We start from the raw sequence: 21594 nt of genomic DNA, 5'->3' as shown, positions 1-21594 counted from the left end.
GGCTCCACTGATCTGTGCGTGGATGGCGCACAGCGCACCCACTTTTCGGGAGTCGTACCATGAGGGCGGGAGGTCGCATGTCGCTGATCGCGCTGGCACGTCGTGTGCGAGGCGGGAATTCGGTAGCGGGGACGCTGCTTCTGGTCGTCGGCGTCACCGCGGCTGTCATCATCGGACTTCTCGCCATGCACGCGTTGAACGCGCCGACAGCCGGGGGGCATCTCCTCGCCTCGACAGTGAGGACCCCTCATACGCACAGTCACCACGACGCACTGACTGCCGTACCGGGCGACCACACGGCGCACGTTGTCACTGACGCATCGTGCGAGGACTGCGCCGCGGGTGGCCACTCCGGGATGCTCGCCATGGCGTGCGTACTCGCCCTGCTCGTGACGGCGCTGCTGTTGAGGTGGTCTGGTCCCCGTCTGCGGTGGCTGTCGGTTCTCCCGCGGCCGACGAGCTCCGCCAGGGGCGTTCTGACGCTCCCTCCCCGTGCCCCGTCGCTCATCTCTCTCTGCATCAGTCGTACGTGAAATGCGAGAGCCGGATAATCCTGCGCCCGGCTCTTCCCCGCACACCCGCCGGGCCCCGGCCGGTGCCATTCACGACCCACTCCTTGGAGACCCCTGATGACAATCATGAAGAATCGTCCTGCAACAAGTACCGCTATCGCGCTGAGCCTCGCTCTGGCCGTCACCGGCTGCGCTTCAGTGACCGGCTCCGGCCCGGGCGCCAGCACCGCCCCTTCCTCCGCGTCAGCTTCCGCTTTCGCGTTCAATGCCACGGACGTGATGTTCGTGCAGATGATGATCCCGCATCATGCGCAGGCCATCGAGATGTCGGACACCCTCCTCGCCAAGGATGGGGTCGATGCCGACGTGCGCGAGCTGGCAGAGAACATCAAGGCCGCGCAGCAGCCCGAAATCGACACGATGGAGGGCTGGCTGACGGCGTGGGGTGCGGAGATGCCCGGCGCCGGCGGGATGGCAGGCATGGGCCACGACAACGGAATGATGAGCGACGACGACATGTCGACACTGGCGGCGGCCTCCGGCCCTGACGCATCGCGCCTGTTCCTCGAGCAGATGATCGTTCACCATGAGGGGGCCATCGAGATGGCCCAGGACGAACTCGACAGCGGATCCAGCCCCGACGTGAGGGAGCTCGCGGAGGCGATCATCATCGCTCAGACTGCCGAGATCGCGACCATGCGGACCCTCCTTGCAGAGTTCTGACGGCCTGAGCTGAGAGCGGAGAGCCCTCGCTCTGGAAGGACCCCCTCCGCGTCACTCCACGCGGAGGGGGTCTAGGGCTGTGCCGGGGGCGTAGAAGTTGCCGAGCAGGATGGCGCCGTCCAGCGTCAGACTCACCTCACCGGCTTCGACTGACGCAAACTGCACGCGCGCGCCGCGGCGGCCGCCGATTGTGACAATCGAGCCGCCGTCTTCGAGGTGCGGGGCTGCCAGGCGCCAGTCCATCATTCCGCCGTGGGCGAGGAAGCGGATGGAGCCGTTGAAGGCGCCCTCGACGGCGTCATCCGCCGGAAAGATCACCTCGTCGCCATCCAGCCACGCTCCGTCAGCGACCTCGATCGAGCCCTCGGCGGAGCGCACGTACTCGTGCAGGCTCTTCTTGATGCCCCACCGCAGCGCCGTCATCAGCGCACCCGCCGATGCACTGACTGGTAGGTGAGGTAGGCGTGCAGGCCCTCGATCCCGTACTCCACGCCGAGGCCGGAGTCGTGGCGGCCGGCGCCGGGTGCGCCGCCTTTCGTCGAGCCCGGAGATGTGGTCGAAGCCGACACCACCATCGGGATCATCGAGATCATGAAGCTCATGAACCCGGTCGTGGCAGGCGCCGCCGGCACGATCGCGGCGTTCGAGGCGCAGGATGGCGCGCAGGTGCAGTTCGGTCAGGTCCTCGCGCGGTTCGAGGCGTGAGCTGTGAGCACTGACCGGCCCGTCGTTCTTGTCGCCAACCGCGGCGAGATCGCCGCGCGCATCGTCGCCGCAGCGCAGCGGATCGGAGCAGAGGCGGTGCTGGCTGCCAGCGCTGCTGACACGCAGTCGCTCGCGGCCCGGGCTGCCGACCGCGTGCTGGTCATCGGCCCCGCTCCGTCGGCGCAGAGCTACCTTCGCCCCGAACTCATCGCCCAGGCAGCTGTCCACGCCGGCGCCGATGTGGTCCACCCCGGTTACGGCTTCCTCAGCGAACAGCCGCGGCTGTGTGAGCTTCTCGAGGAAGAGGGGATCGCCTTTGCCGGCCCCCGTCCCGAGACCCTGCGCGCTGTCGGTGACAAGGGCAGCGCCCGGGCCGTGGCGGTGGCAGCCGGGGTCCCCGTCTCTCAGGGCCGGGTCATCACCGACGTGCACGATGTCGCAGCTCTCGGTGCCGACGTGGGCTATCCGCTCATGGTCAAGGCCATTCACGGGGGCGGGGGGCGCGGCATCCGCCTTGCCACCACCGAAGCCGAACTCGTCGCCCTTGCTCCCCAGGCCGCGCAGGAAGCTGCGGCAGCCTTCGGTAACGGCGACCTCTATATGGAGCGCTACTACGGCTCTGCCAGGCACGTCGAGGTGCAAGTCTTCGGCGACGGCGAGGGTGGCGCGCTGATCTTCGGTGACCGCGACTGCTCTGTGCAGCGCCGCCATCAAAAGCTCATCGAGGAATGCCCTGCTCCCGGGTTGTCGGCCGAGCGTCGCCGCGTGCTGCACGATGCCTCGCGTGCGCTCGTGGAAGCGCTGCGCTACCGGGGCGCCGGCACGGTGGAGTTTCTCGTCGACACGCTCAGCGACGACGTCGTCTTTCTCGAAGTCAACGCTCGCATCCAGGTCGAGCACCCGGTCACCGAGGAAGCCTTCGGCGTCGACCTCGTCGCAGCGCAGCTCCTGCTGGCGCTGGGGCTGCCCACCGGGTTGCCGGTGCCCCCCGCAGTGCCGCCGGCTGTCGCGATCGAGGTGCGTATCAATGCCGAAGACCCCGCCGCCGACTTCCGACCCAACGCGGGACGGATCGGCCAGGTGCGGTGGCCCCGTGGCCCCGGCATCCGCATCGACACCCAGATCGAGTCCGGGTTCGAGTTTCCGCCCTACTACGACAGCCTCGCCGCCAAGCTCATCGTGCGTGCCCATGACCGCGCCGCCGCGGTCGATGGCGCGCTCGCCGCGGTGCGCAACACGCGCGTGGCGGGCCTGACTACCACGCTCCCCATGCTCGAGGCGGTCCTTGCCCACGAGGACTTCAGGGCGGGGCCCGTGCCGACCACCTGGTTCGGGCAGGAGTGGGAGAGCATGAGGGAGAAGATCGGATGACGCAGCATCCGCGTGCCGCGCACTTGAGTCAGCTCGGCGGGCACCGCACCCGCGGGCCCGTGCGCATCGTCGACACCTCTTTGCGCGACGGCAACCAGAGCCTGTGGGGAGCCACCGGCATCACGACGGGCATGGCCGAAGCTGCGGCTGTCGATCTGGCACAGATGAACCTCGCCGCGATCGATTTCACCAGCTCCACGCACCTGTCGATGGGGGTGAAGTTTCACCACGAGAACCCCTGGGAGCGGCTGGACCGGGTCAGCGGGGCAGCCCCCGACACCCTGTTGTCGGCGATCACGACAGGGATGCGCTTCATGTCGTGGGAGAAGGCCAGCGAGCCGGTGATGCGCCTTGCCCTGCGGATGATGGCCACCCACGGGGTGCGGCGCCTGCACATTGCCGAGCCGATGAACGACCGGGACGCCACCATCCGGGTCGCGCAATGGGCCAAGGACGAAGGCTTCACGCAGATCGTCGCCGGTGTCGTCTTCACCGAGAGCCCGGTGCACACCGATGAGCGCTACCTCGCCAACGCGGCTGCCTACCAGGCCGAGCCGGCGATCGACCATGTGTATCTCAAGGACCCCGGCGGCTTGCTCACCGTCGAGCGCGTGCGAGAGCTCGTGCCGCAGCTGCGGGAGGTCGTGCACAAGCCCCTCGAGCTGCACAGCCACACCACGACGGGGGCGGCGTCCCAGCTGTATGTCACCGCCGCAGCTCTGGATGTCGATGTGCTGCACACGGGTCTTGGACCTCTCTCCAACGGCACTGCCCAGCCAAGCCTGGAGCACCTGCTGACCAACCTCGACGCCGTCGGCATCGAGGTTGATGTCGACCGGGATGCCACTGCCCGGGCCGCGCAGACGCTGTGGGCGATTGCGCGCTCGCAGGGCCTGGCGGCCGGGGCCCCGAGCGAGTTCGATCTCGGGGCACACGTCCACCAGGTTCCGGGAGGAATGATGGGGACCCTGCGACGCCAACTCGGTGAGATCGGGATGGCCGATCGGCTTCCCCGAGTGCTGGAGGAGTGCGTGCGGGTGCGCGCCGACCTCGGGTACCCGATCATGGTGACGCCCTTCAGTCAGTTCGTGGGCAGCCAAGCGCTCATGAACGTACTGGCCGAAGAGAACGGACAAGACCGCTATAGCCGCATCCCCGATGAGGTCGTGCGATTCGTCCTCGGCCACTTCGGCACTCCCGAGGGGCAGATTGACCCCGACGTCCAGACGCGCGTGCGGGATCTTCCCCGCGCAGCCGAACTCGACCGGCCCGTCCCCGAACCGTCGCTTGACGAGCTGCGGATGCTGCACTCCGAGAGGCTCGGCCGTGAGCTGGCTGACGAAGACCTGCTGCTGGCGATCGTGATGCCCGCCGAGCAGCTCGATCCGATGTATGCCGCGGGTCCCGCACCGCGCTGGGTACCAGCATCCGCGGGGCCACCGCCGACGGATGTCGCCTCGTTCATCGCTGCTGCGCACACCCTGCCCCGGTGGAGGTCTTTGCGTATCGCGTTCGGCGAGACCCGCATCGCCCTGGACCGTCCCGCACAGGAGGAGCGATGACATCCGAGATTCTTTCCCGCCTCGCCGCCGTTGAGGGTGTCATGTTCGATGTCGACGGATGCCTGGTGATCTCTGACGGACCCGCAGGCCAGGAAGGCTCAGCACTCCCGGGGGCTGCCGAACTGATCGCGCAGATGCGGGCATCCGGGCGCCGGGTGTGCGTCTTCACGAACGGCACTGCGCAGCCGCCCGCCGAGATCGCCGCGCACCTGCGTCACCTGGGGCTCGGCGTCGCCGACGAGGAGGTACTCACCCCAGCCGTGGCCGCGGCCCGCACCTTGCGCGAGCGCTACGGCCAGCAACCCGTGCTCGCTTACGGCGGTGGCGGGGTGGTGCCGGTGCTGCGGGCCCACGGGGTGAACCTCATCGACCCTGGCGAGCACCGCTCGGGCGCAGCATCCGGAGCCGTCGCCGTGCTAGTGGGATGGGACACCGAGTTCACCAAGCCCAAGCTCCAGTTCGCCGCGGAGGCGATCCTCGCCGGTGCCACGCTGTACTGCACCTCGGATGCTCCGGCCTTCGCGAGCAAGGACCGGCTGAACGTCGGACTGTCGGGCTTCATCGTGGCAGGACTTTCGCACGTGACCGGGCAACCCTGGACGGTGCTGGGAAAGCCGTCGGCGTTTGCGCTCGAGACCGTGTGCTGGGCACTGGGAACGACCACCGAGAGCACTCTTGTGCTCGGAGATGACCTCTACCTCGAAGCCAGCATGGCCCGTCGTGGCGGGGCGGTAGCGGGCATCGTCCTCACCGGGATGACCACCCGCGAGCGCCTCGCCGACATCCCGGGCGACGAGATGCCCGAGATCGTGGTCGAGTCGATGACCGAGCTCGCGGCCCTGTTCACGGATGCCGACGAGCTGCGGATGCCGGTCTCAACCGGTCTCAAGCGATGACGGACACTGGCCAGCGCGCCCCCGCGCACGAGGTGCTCTACCGCCCCTCGACTGCTGCTCGCGATGGATCGGTGATCGCAGAGTACCTGCGCTGGCTCGCTGCCGAACGTGGACTGCGCTTCGACGATGTCCAGTCACTTCATGCGTGGTCGGTCGACGAGCTCGAGGCTTTCTGGCAGAGCGTGTGGGACTTCTTCGGGGTTCGTGCATCCGCCCCTGCGCGCTCGGTTCTTTCGGGCGGGCCGATGCCGGACGTCTCGTGGTTCGAGGGTGCCGAGCTCAACTACGCCGAGCACTGCCTGCGCCACGATGTCGATGCGCTCGCGATCTTCGCAACCTCACAGACGCGCGAGGACGTCTCGCTGAGCTTCGGCGACCTTGCCGAGCAGGTCCGGCGGGTGCGGGCGGGGCTGCACCGACTCGGCGTCGGACCTGGCGATCGGGTCGTGGCGTACCTTCCCAACATCCCCGAGACCGTGGTGGCGTTCCTTGCGACCGCGAGCCTCGGAGCGATCTGGGCCAGCTGTGCTCCCGAGTTCGGAGCCCGGGCAGTTCTCGACCGCTTCGGTCAGCTCGATCCCGACATCCTGCTGGTTGTCGGTGGCTATCGTTTCGGTGACAAACCGATCGACAAGTCGGCCGACGTCGCTGCGATCCGTGCGGGGCTGCCGACGGTCAGGAAGACGATCGGCGTGCCATACGGTGACTTTGCCGTCGATGCAGACATGGCGTGGGACGAGATCGCGGCGCCCGCGGACGATCCGCTCACCTTCGCGCCAGTGCCGTTCGCGCATCCGCTGTTTGTGTTGTTCTCGTCGGGTACGACAGGGGCACCCAAGCCGATCGTCCACGGGCATGGCGGCATCCTGCTCGAGCACCTGAAGACTCTCGGGCTGCACTGGGACCTGCGGGCGGGCGATCGACTGATGTGGTTCAGCACGACGGCCTGGATGATGTGGAACACCCTCGTCTCGACCCTGTTGCACGGCGCCGCCGCGGTGCTGATCGACGGAAACCCCCTCTATCCCGACCTCGACGCGCAGTGGCGCCTCGCCGCCCAGACCCGGGCAACGCTGGTCGGTGCGAGCCCGGGACTTATCAGCGCGTCGCGGACGGCGGGACTTTCCCCTGCCCACGATCACGATCTCTCGTCCGTGCGGCAGATCGGCGTAGCCGGCAGCCCGCTTGCGGCCGAAGGATTCGTGTGGATTCACGAGCAGTTCGGTGACGATGTCGTCTTGAACGTCGGCAGCGGAGGCACCGACGTCTGTTCCGCGATCGTGCAGGGCTCGCCGCTGCACGACGTGTGGCTCGGGGAGATCAGCGGCGCCTCGCTCGGTGTGGACGCCGTGGCCTTCGACGCCCACGGAGAGGTCATCATCGACGACCTCGGCGAGCTCGTCATCCGTCGCCCCATGCCATCGATGCCGGTCGGCTTCTGGGGGGACGCTGACGGCAGTCGTTATCGCGACGCGTACTTCGATGTCTACCCCGGGGTCTGGCGGCACGGGGACTGGGTGCGGTTCGCGCCGAGCGGCAGCTGCGTCATTGCCGGCCGATCGGACGCGACACTCAACCGGGGCGGCGTGCGTCTCGGGACTGCGGAATTCTACCGTGTCGTCGAGGAGCTGCCTGATGTGACTGACAGCCTGGTCGTGCACCTGGAGGACCCCGACGGGGGGCCGGGTGTGCTCGTCCTTTTCGTCGTTCCCGCGACCGAGGACTGGGACCAGGAGCAGGGCGCACATCAGATCACTGGCACTCTGCGCGCGGCGCTCACCCCCCGACACGTGCCCGATCACATCGCGGTGGTCTCCGCCATTCCGCACACCAGGACGGGAAAGAAGCTCGAGGTTCCAGTGAAACGCGTGATGCAGGGGAGTGACCCTGTCGAACTGGCGGCGCTGTCGTCGCTGGATGACTCTCACGCCCTCGAACCGTTCGCCCGCTTCGCCCGCGAGCGTGGCCTGCTGGCGTAGCAGCCGGGAGGCACTCCAGAAGTGTCGACGTATGCCCTGCGGGACGTACGGGCCTCCGTAGACTGGCGCGCACCGTCGACCAGAAACGAGACGATGAGCATCCCGAACCCGTCTGAGCACTCGTCGCCGCTGGCGCACCGGCCGTGGCTTGCCGCCTACGCCGACGGTGTGCCCGCGGACATCGACCCGGTCGACCAAACGCTCGTCGACATGCTTTCGGCATCCGTCGACCGATACCGCAAGGACGTGGCCCTCGAGTTCTTCGGCAGAACGACGACGTATGGCGAGCTGGGCGAGCAGGTCGAGCGCGTCGCGAACGGACTCCGTAAGCAGGGGGTCGTCGCGGGTGACCGGGTCGCGCTCGTGTTGCCGAACTGCCCGCAGCACGTCGTGGCGTTCTACGCGATCCTGCGCCTGGGCGCCATCGTCGTGGAGCACAACCCGCTGTACACGGCTCGGGAACTGCGGCACCAGTTCGAGGTGCACGGTGCGGTCGCCGCAATCGTGTGGGATAAGGTCGCCGACACGATCGCTGAGATGCCCTCAGACGTCAGGCCGCGAACGATCGTGTCGGTACGGATGCCAGACGCGCTGCCCCTGGGCAAGCGTCTCGCTCTGCAGCTCCCGGTCCCCGCAGCGCGGGAGACCCGCACCGCGATGACGGCAAAGCCGACCGCGAAGAAGCTCGTGGCGTGGAAGACGCTGACGGCTGCCCGTCCTCTTGCGAGGAAGACCGCGAAGCCGACGCTCGATGACATTGCGCTGCTGCAGCTGACCAGCGGTACGACCGGAACCCCGAAGGCTGCGATCCTCTCGCACCGCAATCTGCGCTCGAACGCCGCTCAAGGTCGCGCGTGGGTGCCGGGCCTGAAAGAAGGTGCCGAAACCTTCTACGCCGTGCTTCCCCTCTTCCACGCCTACGGCCTCACGCTGTGCCTCACCTTCGCCGTCTCGATCGGCGCACGCATCGTGCTGTTCCCTCGGTTTGACGTCGACGCAGTGGTGGCCGCTGCGAAGCACTCGCCGCCGACGTTCTTGCCTGCCGTCCCGCCGGTCTACGACGCCCTGGCGCGGGCTGCTGCCCATCGCCGGATCGACCTGCGCAGCATCCGGTTCGCGATCTCGGGTGCGATGAGCCTGCCGATTCCGACAGTCACGCGGTGGGAGGAGGCCAGCGAAGGCCTCCTCGTCGAGGGGTACGGCATGACCGAATCCTCACCCGTCGCGCTCGGCAACCCGATCGGCCCCACGCGCCGCCCCGGTACTGTCGGGGTTCCGTTTCCGAGCACCGAGATCCGCGTCGTCGACCCCGATGACCCGAGCATCGATCGTGCGGTCGGTGAGGCCGGGGAACTGCTCATCCGGGGACCCCAGGTGTTCCAGGGCTACTGGGAGCGCCCTGAAGAGACCGCTAACGCGTTGCTCCCCGGCGGCTGGCTGCGCTCGGGCGACATCGTGACGGTCGCCGAGGACGGCTTCGTCACGGTGATCGATCGCGTGAAGGAGCTCATCATCACGGGCGGCTACAACGTCAGCCCGAGTGAGGTCGAGCAGGTGCTCATGCTGCATCCGGATGTCGATGCCGCGGCCGTCGTCGGCATCCCGCGTTCCTCCGGCGGCGAGGATGTCGTGGCAGCCGTCGTGCTGCGCGAGGGCGCCCACTTCGACTCCACGGGTCTGCGCGACTTCGTGCGCCCTCACCTCGCTGCGTACAAGGTCCCCAAGCGCATCGTCGAGGTACCCGATCTGCCACGATCGCAGATCGGGAAGGTCCTTCGTCGGTCGGTGCGTGAGAGTCTCACGAGGAGCTGAGGTCAGCGCCTGGCCCCTGTAACGCGGGGGAAACGGATCGCGCGTATCGTGACGCGCGACGCTCATGAAAGCGAAAGCCCGCACCCGGCGGGTGAGTGGAAAGCGTGAAGCGGCTCGAGAAGGAGTTGCTATGACATTCCAGGTTCCCCTCGTGGACATCACCGCGTACGTGACCGATGGCACGCCCGCGGCGAAGGCGGAGGTCGCTCGCAGCATTGACGACGCCTGCCGCACTGTCGGGTTCATCCAGATCACCGGTCACGGCATCCCGGATGCCGTGATCCGCGGCCTCACCGAAGCGATGGATGCCTTCTTCGCCCTCGACCTGGAGGCCAAGAAGGCCTATCGAACCCCGCCGCAGATCAACCGCGGCTATAGCCCGCCGAAGTCGGAATCGCTCAGCCTCAGCCTCGGCGTCGAACAGGCAAGCCGCATGAACGATTTCTTCGAGGCGTTCAACATCGGAGCGTCAGCCGCCACCTACCCGCACATGGCTGAGCTGCCGCAGCCCGACTATGCCGAGAACCTCTGGCCCGCGGTCGAGGGGTTCCAGGCGCAGGTCGAGGCGTACTTCGCCGAGGCTGCCCGCGTCGCCCGGGTCATGACACGGATCTTCGCCGACGCGCTGGGGCTCGATCCGGAGTTCTTCGCCTCCCGCACCGATCACTCGCTCGACGTGATGCGGATGAACAACTATGCGCTCCCACCCGGCACCGATGTGACTCTCGACGGCGACCTCATCGGTATGGGCGAGCACACCGACTACGGGATCGTGACCATCCTCTGGGCCGATCAGGTGAAGGGTTTGCAGGTGCTCGGCACTGACGGTTCGTGGAACGACGTCGCTCCGGCTGACGACGCCCTGCTGATCAACCTCGGCGACGTCACAGCCCGCTGGACCAACGAGCGGTGGATGTCGACGCTGCACCGCGTGAAGCCTCCCGTGATCGACGGCACGATCGAGCGACGCCGTTCGGCTGCCTTCTTCCACGACGGCAACGTCGATGCCCTGATCGAGACGCTGCCCTCGTGCGTGGATGCCGAGCATCCCGACCTGTACGAGCCGGTCACTGTGGGCGAGCACATCGCCGCGAAGCTCGCCGGGTCCCGCGCGGGTGTGCGCAATGCGTCGGCTGAGCGGGAGTCGGCGCGCGTGCTTGCCAGCCAGCGCTACTGAGCATCTGGGCGTTCGAGGCGCGCATCGAGACCGTCGAGCAGAAGCATCAGACCGAAGTCGAATCCCGATCCCTGGTCCGAGGCGTGAAGGTTGACGTGCTCGATGAGGTGGGTGTGTCCGACCTGTTCGAGGTAAGCCAGAGCCGCGTCGCGTTGTTCCCGTTCGGTGGCGGCATCCGTCGGCGCGAAATCGAGGGCCTGAATGACGTACCCCTGGATGTAAGCCTCGAGCACGTGATGGGCGTGAAAGGCCTGTTCGGGTGTGAAGCCGGCGCTGCGCAGGTGCCCGAGGGATGCGTCGATGTAGGCCATTCGTGCCGGACCACCGCTGGTCGCACGAATCCGGTTCGCCCACGGGTGGTGCAGCAGCGTCGTGAACGCTGATCGGGCAGTCCGGCGTACCGCGGTGCGCCAGTCGCGCGCGTCGCCGGTCAGGGTGACCTCGGCCCAGACGAGATCCACGATCCCGTCGATGACGGACTGCTTCGACGGCACGTGGTGGTAGATCGACATCGCCTCGACGCCGAGCCGTGCACCCAGCGCCCGCATGGTGAGCGATTCAAGCCCCTCGGCGTCGACGAGTTCGAGCGCGGCGGCGAGGATGCTGTCGCGACTGAGCGGACGGCGAGTCGCGTCGGGCTCCCCGTCGGATCTCGTCATGTGACGACCTTCCCGCACCTTGACGAACTTACGGTGTAAGACTAGCCTCGTCACCAGCCATACGGTGTAAGGCTGCACTCGTTCACCTCAGGAAGGCCACCATGCGCGCTATTCGCCGCTCCCGCTACGGCGGACCGGAGACGCTCGAGATCGCTGACGTCGAGGATGAGCCGCTGGAAACTGGGCGAGTCCGGCTGAGGGTTGCCGCTGCATCGCTGAACCCGTTCGAGTGGCATCACATGCGTGGCCTGCCCTGGTTGATGCGCCCCACATCCGGATGGCGCCATCCGCGCAATCCCGGACTCGGTGTAGACGTCGCCGGCATCGTCACCGAGGTTGCGGATGACGTCGCTGATCTGCGAGTGGGCGATCCCGTGTTCGGCGTCGCGCGAAACTCGCTGGCGGAGTCGGCGACCGCGCGCGCCGAGTATCTCGTGCGGATTCCCGATGGCGTGGAGCTGGAAGCCGCGGCTGCTGTGCCGCTTGCGGGTCTGACGGCGCTGCAGGCCCTGCGCAACCAGGGGCTCATCACGGCGGGCTCCCGTGTGCTGATCCTCGGCGCCGCGGGTGGCGTGGGGCACTACGCCGTGCAGATCGCCCGCGCTCTCGGTGCTGGTCGTGTTGTGGCAAGCTGCAGCGGGCGCAACGCCTCGTGGGTCCAGGGTTTGGGAGCGGACCGCGTTCTGGATTACACGCGGGGCGAGGTCGACGCCATCGACGAGCGGTTCGACGTCATTCTCGATATCGCCGGCGGAGCACGAATCGCGTATCTGCGATCCCTTCTCGCGCCGGGAGGCTCGCTTGTCCTCGTGGGTGGCCCCGGCGACGGGTTGCTCCTCGGGCCTGCCACACGGATCTTTCGAGGACTGATCACGAGTCGATTCCGCCGAGAGCGGGTCGTCATGGTGAACGCGACGTGGTCGGGAGAAGACCTCGCGACCCTCGCGACGATGCTCGGCGAGGGGAGCCTGCGCAGCATCATCCATCGAGAGGTCGGACTCACGGAGGTGCCCGCGGCGATCGCGGAGCTCGAGGGTGGACACGTCCCGGGAAAAATCGTCGTGCGACCCTGACGGCCGCGGTGGCCTCAGCGGGGACCTTCGGCCCTTCATGTGGCCTGACCACAGGCGTATCGTGCCCGTGTGCGCACGATCGAAGAGACCCTCGACCTCCAAGCCGATGCGGCGATCCACAAGATCGAGGGGATGAGGCATCCGCTGCGCTTCACCGTCTCGGGGATGCTCGCCGGCGCCTACGTCGGCATCGCCGTCGTGTTGATGCTCAATGCGGCAGGCCCGCTGGTCGAAACCAGCGGCGGTTGGGCGAAGCTCGTCAGCGGCTTGGTGTTCGGCGTCGCACTGACCCTCGTCGTCTTCGCGGGGGCAGAGCTTGTGACCTCATCGATGATGACGCTCGCGCAGGGAACACTCATGCGCGCGACAGCACCCGGTCCGGCCGCGGGCGCGCTCGGCTTCACGTTCGTCGCGAACCTCCTCGGCTCGGCACTGTTCGGGGTGCTCGTCGCGGTGTCGGGAGTCCTGCACGCCAATCCCGCTGCTGGCGCGATGCTCGAGGTGATGCTGGATGCCAAGGCTCACGAATCACCTCTGGAGCTGTTCGTGCGCGGCATCCTGTGCAACGTGCTCGTGTGCCTCGCGATCTGGATGGTCGCGCGGTCGACCACCGACGGTCCGAAGTTCGTGGTCATCTTCTGGGCACTGCTGGCGTTCATCACGTCGGGTTTCGAGCATGTCGTGGCAAACATGACGACCTTCACCCTGGGGTTTGCGACCGGAGTCCCGAGCGCGACCTGGCTCTCGTTCGGCACAAACATGCTGTGGGTCGGCCTCGGCAATCTCGTCGGCGGCGCGGTGTTCGTGGGACTTGCCTACTGGGTGATCGGCGGGGCGCCGCGCTGGCCCTCCGTGCAGACCCTCAGGCCCGAGGAGGCCCAGGCATCGGTGTGACGGATGCCGCGAGCTGCGTCATCCGACGCTGGCGCATCGCCAGAAACAGGGGGAATGTGAAGGCGAATGCCGTAAGCCCCGAACCGAGGATGTAGAGCCACGCGAAGCGCATCCCGAGCCGGCGAGACTCGGCGACGATGAACACGCACCCGGCGACGGCGACGACGAGCAGGTCGACCGTGATCGACGAGACAGCCGGGCCGCTGGTGATGAGGTCGCCGATGAAGTCTCGCAGCTGGATGATCGCGAGGGTGTTGAAGAACCACGTGCCCACCAGCCCCGCGAGGGCCAGGACGAGGTAGGTGATGGCGAGGGGGCTCCAGTGTCTGGTCATGCCTCGATCCTGACCGCTCGCTCAGCATCCGACCAGGTGCGCGCCTCAGGCAGGATGGATGAGTGATCGATGACTCCTCGCACGGCTCCCCCGATCCTTCCGTCGACCTCGACGCTCTTGCCGGCCGAGCGAGCGAGATTCGTCTGATCGCTGTCGATATGGACGGCACCTTGCTTGACGGCGAAGGCGCGGTGCCGCCGGCGCTGTGGCCGATGCTCGACCGCCTGCGCGCGGCGGGGATCGCGTTCGCCCCCGCCAGTGGCAGGCAGCACGCCACGCTGCGCCGGGAGTTCGGTACGCACGGTGACGATCTTGTCTTCATTGCCGAGAACGGCACGTTCGTGACGCGCGGTGATGAGGAGCTCAGCTCCGATGTCATGGACCGCCTGTTCGTCGCAGAGCTTCTGGGCGACATCCGCGGCTTCACCCACGACGTCGGGGTCGTGCTGTGCGGCAAGGGCTCGGCATACATCGAACGAACGGATGCCGTCTTCCGCAGCCAGGCGGAGAAGTACTACGCGCGCCTGACCGATGTCCCCGACCTCACCGCCGTTGAGGACGAAATCCTGAAAGTCGCCGTCTTCGATGTCGAGGACGGCGAGAAGAACACGGCTCCCGCGCTGGAGCGACACCGTCTGACGCACCAGGTCGTCGTATCGGGACACCACTGGGTCGATGTCATGAACCGGGGAGCCTCCAAGGGCAAGGCGCTTCGCGCCATCCAGGACCTCCTGAAGGTCACTCCCGAGCAGACCGCCGTGTTCGGGGACTACCTCAACGATCTCGACATGATGGATGCCGCAGACTTCTCGTTCGCGATGGCCAATGCGCATCCGGATGTCGCGGCAGCAGCCCGCTACCGGGCGCCATCCAACGTCGACCACGGCGTCATCCGCGTCCTGGAGCGCCTTCTGGGCTGACGGCCCCGCGTGCGGCTGCCACGGGGCAGGATGGACCCATGATCTCTATCCCCACCGTGACCCTGGCCGACGGCGTGAGCTTCCCGGAGGTGGGCTTCGGCACTTATGGCCTCCGCGGCGACGAGGGCACCGATGCCATCGTCTCGGCCGTCCAGGCGGGATACCGCCTCCTGGATTCGGCAGTGAACTACGAGAACGAGAGCGAGGTCGGAGAGGCGGTTCGCCGCAGCGGCCTGGACCGCGACGAACTGATCGTCACGACGAAGATCCCGGGGCGCGACCACGGGTACGACGAGGCCCGCCGCAGCGCCCACGCGTCTCTCGACCGCCTCGGGCTCGACCGCATCGACCTGTATCTCATCCACTGGCCGAACCCCAGCGTCGACAAGTATGTCGACACGTGGCGCGCGATGATCGACCTGCGGGCTGAGGGACTCGTGCGCTCGATCGGAGTGTCGAACTTCACGGAGGCGATGCTCGATCGGCTGCACGGCGAGACGGGAGTGATGCCCGTCGTGAATCAGGTCGAGCTCCACCCCTACTTCCCGCAGGCATCGCTGCGCGCGTACCACGCGACTCACGGCATCCGCACCGAGAGCTGGAGCCCGCTCGCGCGCCGCAGCGAGCTGCTCAGCGAACCGGTGATCAGCGACCTCGCGACAGAGCTCGGCGTCAGCCCCACGCAGGTCGTGCTGCGCTGGCACGTGCAGGTCGGCGCCACGCCCATTCCCAAGTCCGCTCATGCCGGTCGCCAACGTGAGAACGCCGATGTCTTCGGATTCGCACTGAGCGACGAGCAGGTCGCCGCGATCTCGGCGCTTGAGCGCGGGCGGCTCTGGGGCGGCGACCCGAACACGCACGAAGAGATGTGACGGCGACTCGCTTCAACCGCCGGCCGGGCTGTCAAGTCCCTCGCTGAGGAGGGCCGTCTGGCGCGATCCTGACGTCCTCCGTGCCGCGCGGGTTGCGCGGCTCCTGGCGAAAGGAAATCGACATGACCGACAGCGCACGTGATCCCCTGGAAGAGGCCGACACCGTCGAACAGATCGCCCCCATCGAAGGAGCTGAGCCCACGGTCGACCCGCAGCGCTCGTCGGAGGACGGATCGGTCGAGGATGCCACGGTCGATATTGATCCCGACATCCTGCCCGAAACGCAGGGCGAGGATCCGCTGAGCGCCGACCTCGGTGAAGAGGGGCAGGGTGATCTTGCCCCCGAAGACGAGTAGGCGGACCGGAGTCAGCGTGACCGGTGATCCTCGGGGTGCAGCCGCGGGGCGCGCCGCGGCTCGCGGGGTGCGCCGGCCGCCGCGAGCAGTCGGATGACGCGCTGCCGGTGACCTGCCCAGGGGGACAGCAGTTCGAGCATCCCGTCGTCGTCGGTGCGCGAGCCGGTGAGCGCGTAGCCGACCTCGTGGGCGAGGTGGTAGTCACCGACGCTCACCGCATCTGGGTCACCGAGCGCCTTGATGCGTGTCTCGGCTGAGGTCCAGGGCCCGATGCCGGGCTGCGAGATCAGGACCCGGTCGATCTGCTCGGAGTCGCTGGCGGTGACGATGGCGCGCACGAGCGAGTCGCCGCGCTCGGCGACCCGGGCGATTGTTCGCGCCTGTGGTGGTTCGAGTCCGGCCCGGTGCCAGTCCCACGATGGGATGCGCCGCCACCCCTGGATCGTGGGTGGGGCGAACATCGGCCGCGGCGTAGGACCCGGCGCCGGCGTGCCATACCAGGTCAAGAGCCGCCGCCAGGCCGCGAACGCCTGCAATCCCGTGATCTTCTGCTCGACGACGGAGCTCACGAGAGCATCGAAGACGAGCTCGGTGCGCCCGAGCCGGAGCCCGGGGTTGCGGTGTGCGAGGTGCGCGATGTGCGGATGCCGCGTCGCGTCGAACCCGGTTGCATCATCGCTGGCACCGCACAGGGCCGGCGCCTGCTCGAGGGCCCACTCAGCGCCCGGGCCCCACGCCGCAATCCGCACCGAACCGTCCGCGGTGCCGCGCAGCGCGAGGGTCGCCACCCCGAGCGGCGTACGGCTCGCGCGCCAGATGACGGGTCCATCGACGGTGAGCGTCGGGTCGTTCGCGCCGCGGCGCTGGAACACCACGGTCGCGCGCAGATCGAGCGGGTGCCGCGGCCGGTAGACGGTCTCGAGGGCCGCCGCGGAAGCGGTGGGGCTCGGCGCCAGCGAGGTCATGGGATCACGATACGTGGGTCGGCTGACACGCCGACGGGGCCTGATGGTTCGGTCGCGCTGTCGTGCGGGTGAGTGGCGCTGAAGCCCGCGTCAAGGCGCGACTGAACCGGGAGGTCGCACGCCGAGCGGATGCTGAGGGAGAGACCCTGTGCGCTCTAGAACCGGTCGGGCGAGGGCGCACCGTGGCCGTAGCGGATGACGACGTCGGCGTGACGATCGAAGCGGTAACCGACACCGCGCACCGTGCGCACGATGTCTTCGTAGCGGCCGAGCTTGGAACGCAGGCGTCGGACATGCACATCGATCGTGCGCTCTCCGGGCGCCTCGCCGTCCTCGGCGCTCTGCCAGAGCGACGAGACCAGTTCCGCCCGCTCGATCGTTCGGCCTTCGCGGAGCACCAGGTACTGGAGCAGTTCGAACTCCGTGAAGGTGAACGGCGCCGTCTCGCCGTCGATAACGACGCGCTTGCGCGAGATATCGAAGACGACGCCGCGTGCGGAGCGGTCGGTGTCTTCGGGCTCGGTGGCAGCAGTAACCGCGGCGATGGCCGACGGCTCACGCAGTGCGCGGCGCACGACATCGACATCGCGTCCGCCGGCGCCTCGGGGCGCAAGCGCGACAGTGGCGTAGGTTTCGGCATCCGGTGCGAGCTCGGCCAGGGTGCGGCGCAGCGCATCGACGAGAACCGGGAGTGAAACGCCGGCAGCGGCGGCTTTGGCCTCATCGAGACCGACATACAGAGCGAAGCCCCGGGGAGTGCGCGCGGCGGGCTCGTCAGCGATCGGCGGCACGGCGTGCAGGTGACGGGCGGGAGCGGGGCGGGTGAGGAGGGCGGTGTTCGACATGGGGATGATGGTCCTTGCGGAGGGCCCGGCTGGTTCGGGCAGAGGTGTTGCGGTGACCCGGCGGTCGGTGTCGAGCGCGGTTCTGATGGGGGCGCTCTGCGAGAGGGCTAGGGGGCGGTGCGATCTGGATCGCAGGACGAGCCCCGCTGAGGTGTCGTCAGCGACACATTCGACAACACATGACTGAGCGGCCGGCCATCATCATGCCGGCAGTACCGTTCGCCTCCCAGGCGGACAGAACATGCGCGTTGTCAGTCATGCGGCCGATTATGACCGACAGTGTCGAAGTGCGTCAAATCGCGGGCATCGCGCCCTGTTCCCCCGGTATTCCGCGAGCAATCTGCTCACGGGGAGGGGGTCGATGGTGACACTTCGTCAGCCGAGCGGTATAGGTCGCGACCAGGTCCACCGGAACGCCGGTCATGCGGCCCATGGCGCTGGCCTTCCCCGGCGATCCCGCCGTCGAGTACCTCGACCGCCAGTACATGCTGGGCCCAGACATCCTGGTTGCTCCGGTGTTCACGGCTTCCGGCGAGGTGACCTTCTATCTCCCGCCCGGCGCCTGGACCCACCTGTTGACGGGTGAGCGCGTCGAGGGCGGCGGATGGCGCACCGAGGTCCACGGGTTCGACAGCGTGCCGCTGTACGTGCGCCCCGGCGCAGTCGTGCCCTGGGGTGCGCGCGATGACAGGCCCGACTACGACTATCTCGACGGACTCGCGCTGCGTGTCTTCCCGGGGGGGAGAGGGGATTGCTAGCGTCACGGTGACCACCCCCGACGGGCGGGTCGAGACGTTCGAGGTCGACCGCGCTGCGGTCACCGAAGGAGAATGATCGAGAGTGAGCGAGCAATGACCGGATCTCCTGACTACCGTGATTCCGGCCTGGTCTTCCCTGACGATTTCACGTTCGGTTCGGCGACAGCGTCGTACCAGGTGGAAGGTGCGTTCGACGAGGACGGGCGCGGACCCTCGATCTGGGACACCTTCAGCAAGACGCCGGGCAAGGTGTGGAACGGCGACACCGGGGATGTCGCCTGCGACCACTACCACCGGTGGGAGAGCGACCTCGACCTCATGGCCGAGCTGGGCCTCGACGCCTATCGGTTCTCGATCGCGTGGCCCCGCATCGTGCCGACGGGGCGCGGTGCCGTGAACCAGGCAGGACTCGACTTCTACTCGCGACTCATCGACGGTCTGCTCGCCCGGGGCATCAAGCCGGTCGCGACGCTCTACCACTGGGACCTGCCGCAGCCGCTCGAGGATGTCGGTGGTTGGGCAAACCGCGCGACAGTTGACGCGTTCGAGGAGTACGCGCGGATCGTGGGTGCCGCCCTCGGTGACCGGGTGCACACCTGGACGACGTTGAATGAGCCGTGGTGCTCGGCGTATCTGGGCTACGGTCAGGGCGGCCACGCCCCGGGTCGCCATGAGCCGGCTGCGGCGCTCGCGGCAGTCCACCACCTGAACCTCGCGCACGGGCGAGCCGTGAAGGCGTTGCGGGCGACCTCGACCGGTGACCCCCAGTACTCCGTCACGCTCAACTTCCACGTGCTCCGTGGCGAGGGCGACGGTGCGGCCGAAGCGATGCGCCGTATCGACGCCCTCGCGAACCGCGCGTTCACAGGTCCCATGCTGCGGGGGGAATACCCCGCCGATCTGCTAGAGGACACCGCGTCAGTGACCGACTGGTCGTTCGTGCGCGAGGGGGATCTTGCCGACATCCATCAGCCGATCGATGTGTTGGGTGTCAACTACTACTCGACCGCGACAGTGCGCATGTGGGACGGCGTCTCACCGAAACAGCAGAACGACGGACACAAGGGCGCGGAGGGTGGGACGGCGTGGCCCGGCAGCGACCAGCTCGTCGAGTTCGTGGAGCAGCCCGGCCCGTACACGGCCATGGGCTGGAACATCGCTCCGGAGGGGCTCGAGGAACTTCTCGTTTCGTTGCGCGAGCAGTTCCCGCGACAAGCGCTCATGGTCACCGAGAACGGCGCGGCGTTCGACGACGTCGTGGCGGCCGACGGATCGGTGCCTGACCCGGAGCGGCTCGACTACCTGCGGCGCCACTTCACCGCGGCTCACCGCGCGATGGCCCGTGGCGTGGATCTGCGCGGCTACTTCGTGTGGTCGCTGCTCGACAACTTCGAGTGGGGCTACGGGTACGCCAAGCGGTTCGGCATCGTGCGCGTCGACTTCGACACCCTCGAGCGCACCGTGAAAGACAGCGGCAGGTGGTACCAGCAACTGGTCGCGACCCACGAGATTCCCGCATAGATCATCGGAGCGTCATCCCGAGTCACACCGGCGCCGGCCCGGCGGCGCGAGCGTACCCTGGAGGAATGAGCGAGACGCGGTTCACCGACCAGAAGGATGCCTCCCGGTACACCCTGCACGTGGGTGACGATCTGGTCAGCGCGCTCGATTACAACGACGACGGTCGCTCCGTCGCCCTCACCCGGGCATTCACGCCGCCACCCTTCCGGGGCAAGGGCTACGCGGCCGAGATCGTTGCGCGCGCCGTCGCCGAGCTGGAGGAGCGCGGCGACCGCGAGGTCATCCCGGTGTGCTGGTACGTCGCCGAATGGTTCGAGCGCCACCCCGAGCACGCCGGCATCCTCAAAGCTCGCGCCTGAGCATTCTCGTCAGCGGGACGCTGGCGCGGATTATCGGCGCATATGGTCGTCTTGCCGGGAAGAGGCGACCGTACGCGCCAACTTTTCGCGACGAGTGGGGCAATATCGGCCAGTTTGTTGGCTTACGCCGCGGCGAAGCGCTCACTCCCGGGTCGCTCTAGGATGCTGCGAACGAAGGAGGAACACCGTGAAGTCCAAGCGCGTGACCCTCGCCGATGTCGCTGCTGCTGCCGGTGTCTCGCGGACGACCGCTTCGCTTGTGCTCTCGGATCGCGGAGATGAGCTGCGGATCTCCGAGGCGGCGCAGCAGCGAGTGCGCCGCGTGGCATCAGAGCTCGCGTATCGCCCGAACATCCTCTCGTCAGCGCTTCGCCAAGGATCGAGCCGCACGATCGGTTTCGTCTCCGATACTGTCGCTACCTCACAGCTGGCCGGCGACCTCATCAAGGGCGCTCTGGAATACGCCCACCGAAGCGGTTACATGCTCTTCATCGGTGAGACCGAAGGCGCCCCCGACGAAGAGCGGCGCCTCGTGCAGGGCATGATCGACCGCCAGGTCGACGGCCTCATCATCGCGTCGATGTTCACGCGAGTGCGTGCGGTGCCCGCGGGAATCGATCCTCGAAGCGTCGTGCTGCTGAACGCTCTTCCCGAAGACAGCGCCGTCGGAACCGTCCCCTCGATCGTCCCCGACGAGTACGCCGCCGGACGCGCGGCAGTCGAGGTTCTCCGGGCGGCAGGGCACTCCCGCATCCACCTCCTGGGCGCGGGCCCGGGACCCGATGACGTTCCGGTGCAGACCGTCGCGGGGTCCGAGCGGTTGCGCGGCATTCTCGATGCCCTCGCCGAAGACGGGCTGCAGCCCGCCAGTGCGCGGCTGTGCTCCGTGTGGCTGCCTGAGGACGGATGGGCTGCCACGCGTTCACTGTTGGACACCGGCGTGCGCGGTGAGGCCATCATCACCTTCAACGACCGCCTGGCCTTCGGCGCCTACCAGGCGATTCAAGAGGCGGGACTGTCGATTCCCGGCGACTTCTCGATCGTTTCGTTCGACGACCATCAGCTCGCGAGTTGGTTACGTCCGCGACTGACGACCTTCGCGCTGCCCCACTACGAACTGGGGGCGCTGGCGCTTCAGGTGCTGCTGGAAGATGATGCCTCCGACGGGGGCAGAATCCGGCGGGTTCCGATGCCATTGCGGATGCGCGAGTCGGTGGCGCCTCCAGGCTCGGGGCGGGCAGGTGCTGGAGCTCCCGCGGCGGCATCCGCTCCACGCGAGGCCGCCGTATCCCCGTGAGCCT

24 protein-coding genes are annotated in these 21594 nt (G+C 67.7%); 18 read left to right on the top strand and 6 right to left on the bottom strand.

The genetic code is table 11. The features are described from left to right. Positions 1–77 precede the first annotated feature (77 nt). Positions 78–533, top strand: a complete 456-nt coding sequence (locus AB0O89_RS02135; RefSeq protein WP_363493789.1) for a DUF6153 family protein — start codon at positions 78–80, stop codon at positions 531–533. A 105-nt stretch (positions 534–638) separates the two neighbouring features. Next, complete coding sequence (locus AB0O89_RS02130; RefSeq protein ID WP_363493787.1) at positions 639–1235, top strand: DUF305 domain-containing protein; 597 nt, start codon at positions 639–641, stop codon at positions 1233–1235. Between the two features lie 51 nt (positions 1236–1286). Here AB0O89_RS02130 and AB0O89_RS02125 read toward each other — a convergent pair whose 3' ends face one another. Together AB0O89_RS02125 and AB0O89_RS02120 are read right to left on the bottom strand one after the other, a co-directional pair. Beyond that, entirely contained in the window at positions 1287–1658 is a 372-nt protein-coding gene (locus tag AB0O89_RS02125; protein ID WP_363493785.1) for an HtaA domain-containing protein, read from the bottom strand. Continuing rightward, positions 1658–1837 (bottom strand): hypothetical protein, encoded by a 180-nt coding sequence (locus AB0O89_RS02120; protein ID WP_363494146.1) that lies wholly within the window; start codon positions 1835–1837, stop codon positions 1658–1660. Before AB0O89_RS02120 ends, AB0O89_RS02125 begins: the two co-directional genes overlap by 1 nt. Here AB0O89_RS02120 and AB0O89_RS02115 point away from each other — a divergent pair. The 7 genes from AB0O89_RS02115 (at position 1788) to AB0O89_RS02085 (ending at position 10737) form a co-directional block, all read left to right on the top strand. Then, positions 1788–1940: an acetyl-CoA carboxylase biotin carboxyl carrier protein subunit gene (locus AB0O89_RS02115; RefSeq protein ID WP_300591305.1), complete on the top strand. Its 153-nt coding sequence runs from the start codon at positions 1788–1790 to the stop codon at positions 1938–1940. The genes AB0O89_RS02120 and AB0O89_RS02115 overlap by 50 nt on opposite strands. Positions 1941–1943: 3 nt before the next feature. After that, entirely contained in the window at positions 1944–3311 is a 1368-nt protein-coding gene (locus tag AB0O89_RS02110; RefSeq protein WP_363493782.1) for a biotin carboxylase N-terminal domain-containing protein, read from the top strand. Further along, positions 3308–4873: a pyruvate/oxaloacetate carboxyltransferase gene (locus AB0O89_RS02105; protein ID WP_363493780.1), complete on the top strand. Its 1566-nt coding sequence runs from the start codon at positions 3308–3310 to the stop codon at positions 4871–4873. Before AB0O89_RS02110 ends, AB0O89_RS02105 begins: the two co-directional genes overlap by 4 nt. Next, entirely contained in the window at positions 4870–5769 is a 900-nt protein-coding gene (locus AB0O89_RS02100) for an HAD hydrolase-like protein (protein ID WP_300591302.1), read from the top strand. The genes AB0O89_RS02105 and AB0O89_RS02100 overlap by 4 nt, the downstream gene beginning before the upstream one ends. After that, positions 5766–7748 carry an acetoacetate--CoA ligase gene (locus tag AB0O89_RS02095; RefSeq protein WP_300591301.1) on the top strand — a complete coding sequence of 661 codons (1983 nt, stop codon included), beginning with the start codon at positions 5766–5768 and terminating at the stop codon, positions 7746–7748. Before AB0O89_RS02100 ends, AB0O89_RS02095 begins: the two co-directional genes overlap by 4 nt. A 93-nt stretch (positions 7749–7841) precedes the next feature. After that, the gene (locus AB0O89_RS02090) at positions 7842–9560 is read left to right on the top strand and encodes a long-chain-fatty-acid--CoA ligase (protein WP_363493777.1); all 1719 of its coding nucleotides are present in this window, start codon (positions 7842–7844) and stop codon (positions 9558–9560) included. 130 nt (positions 9561–9690) lie between these two features. After that, the gene (locus tag AB0O89_RS02085; RefSeq protein WP_363493775.1) at positions 9691–10737 is read left to right on the top strand and encodes a 2-oxoglutarate and iron-dependent oxygenase domain-containing protein; all 1047 of its coding nucleotides are present in this window, start codon (positions 9691–9693) and stop codon (positions 10735–10737) included. On the opposite strand, the gene AB0O89_RS02080 is transcribed toward AB0O89_RS02085, so the two are convergent. Beyond that, the gene (locus AB0O89_RS02080; RefSeq protein ID WP_363493773.1) at positions 10731–11396 is read right to left on the bottom strand and encodes a TetR/AcrR family transcriptional regulator C-terminal domain-containing protein; all 666 of its coding nucleotides are present in this window, start codon (positions 11394–11396) and stop codon (positions 10731–10733) included. The genes AB0O89_RS02085 and AB0O89_RS02080 overlap by 7 nt on opposite strands. Before the next feature lie 101 nt (positions 11397–11497). On the opposite strand from AB0O89_RS02080, the gene AB0O89_RS02075 reads away from it, so the two are divergent. Together AB0O89_RS02075 and AB0O89_RS02070 are read left to right on the top strand one after the other, a co-directional pair. Then, positions 11498–12469: an NAD(P)-dependent alcohol dehydrogenase gene (locus AB0O89_RS02075; protein ID WP_363493771.1), complete on the top strand. Its 972-nt coding sequence runs from the start codon at positions 11498–11500 to the stop codon at positions 12467–12469. 69 nt (positions 12470–12538) lie between these two features. Next, positions 12539–13363 carry a formate/nitrite transporter family protein gene (locus AB0O89_RS02070; RefSeq protein WP_363493769.1) on the top strand — a complete coding sequence of 275 codons (825 nt, stop codon included), beginning with the start codon at positions 12539–12541 and terminating at the stop codon, positions 13361–13363. On the opposite strand, the gene AB0O89_RS02065 is transcribed toward AB0O89_RS02070, so the two are convergent. Next, entirely contained in the window at positions 13332–13697 is a 366-nt protein-coding gene (locus AB0O89_RS02065; protein WP_300590497.1) for a DUF2834 domain-containing protein, read from the bottom strand. The genes AB0O89_RS02070 and AB0O89_RS02065 overlap by 32 nt on opposite strands. A 62-nt stretch (positions 13698–13759) precedes the next feature. On the opposite strand from AB0O89_RS02065, the gene AB0O89_RS02060 reads away from it, so the two are divergent. From AB0O89_RS02060 to AB0O89_RS02050, 3 genes are all read left to right on the top strand, one after another. After that, a complete protein-coding gene (locus AB0O89_RS02060) occupies positions 13760–14617 on the top strand; it encodes an HAD family hydrolase (RefSeq protein WP_363493767.1) in 858 nt (285 codons plus the stop codon). 38 nt (positions 14618–14655) lie between these two features. Continuing rightward, positions 14656–15489 carry an aldo/keto reductase gene (locus AB0O89_RS02055; RefSeq protein ID WP_300590498.1) on the top strand — a complete coding sequence of 278 codons (834 nt, stop codon included), beginning with the start codon at positions 14656–14658 and terminating at the stop codon, positions 15487–15489. A gap of 122 nt (positions 15490–15611) precedes the next feature. Next, a complete protein-coding gene (locus tag AB0O89_RS02050; RefSeq protein ID WP_300590499.1) occupies positions 15612–15845 on the top strand; it encodes a hypothetical protein in 234 nt (77 codons plus the stop codon). 11 nt (positions 15846–15856) lie between these two features. On the opposite strand, the gene AB0O89_RS02045 is transcribed toward AB0O89_RS02050, so the two are convergent. Continuing rightward, a complete protein-coding gene (locus AB0O89_RS02045) occupies positions 15857–16810 on the bottom strand; it encodes a DNA-3-methyladenine glycosylase 2 family protein (protein ID WP_363493764.1) in 954 nt (317 codons plus the stop codon). 155 nt (positions 16811–16965) lie between these two features. Next, complete coding sequence (locus tag AB0O89_RS02040; protein WP_300590501.1) at positions 16966–17655, bottom strand: winged helix-turn-helix domain-containing protein; 690 nt, start codon at positions 17653–17655, stop codon at positions 16966–16968. 431 nt (positions 17656–18086) lie between these two features. On the opposite strand from AB0O89_RS02040, the gene AB0O89_RS02035 reads away from it, so the two are divergent. The 4 genes from AB0O89_RS02035 to AB0O89_RS02020 all read left to right on the top strand — a co-directional run bounded on the left by AB0O89_RS02035 (position 18087) and on the right by AB0O89_RS02020 (position 21590). Next, entirely contained in the window at positions 18087–18413 is a 327-nt protein-coding gene (locus AB0O89_RS02035; protein WP_300590502.1) for a TIM-barrel domain-containing protein, read from the top strand. Between the two features lie 93 nt (positions 18414–18506). Further along, on the top strand, positions 18507–19934 hold the full coding sequence (locus AB0O89_RS02030) for a GH1 family beta-glucosidase (protein WP_300590503.1): 1428 nt from the start codon (positions 18507–18509) through the stop codon (positions 19932–19934). Between the two features lie 65 nt (positions 19935–19999). Next, a complete protein-coding gene (locus AB0O89_RS02025; RefSeq protein ID WP_300590504.1) occupies positions 20000–20293 on the top strand; it encodes a GNAT family N-acetyltransferase in 294 nt (97 codons plus the stop codon). Between the two features lie 187 nt (positions 20294–20480). Further along, entirely contained in the window at positions 20481–21590 is a 1110-nt protein-coding gene (locus AB0O89_RS02020; RefSeq protein ID WP_363493761.1) for a LacI family DNA-binding transcriptional regulator, read from the top strand. Positions 21591–21594: the final 4 nt, after the last annotated feature.

It is taken from the genome of Microbacterium sp. NPDC076895, assembly GCF_040687115.1.
In the GTDB taxonomy this organism is placed as follows: domain Bacteria; phylum Actinomycetota; class Actinomycetes; order Actinomycetales; family Microbacteriaceae; genus Microbacterium.
Note: the sequence above shows the minus strand (reverse complement) of the source record. Positions and strands in the feature narration are given on the sequence as shown.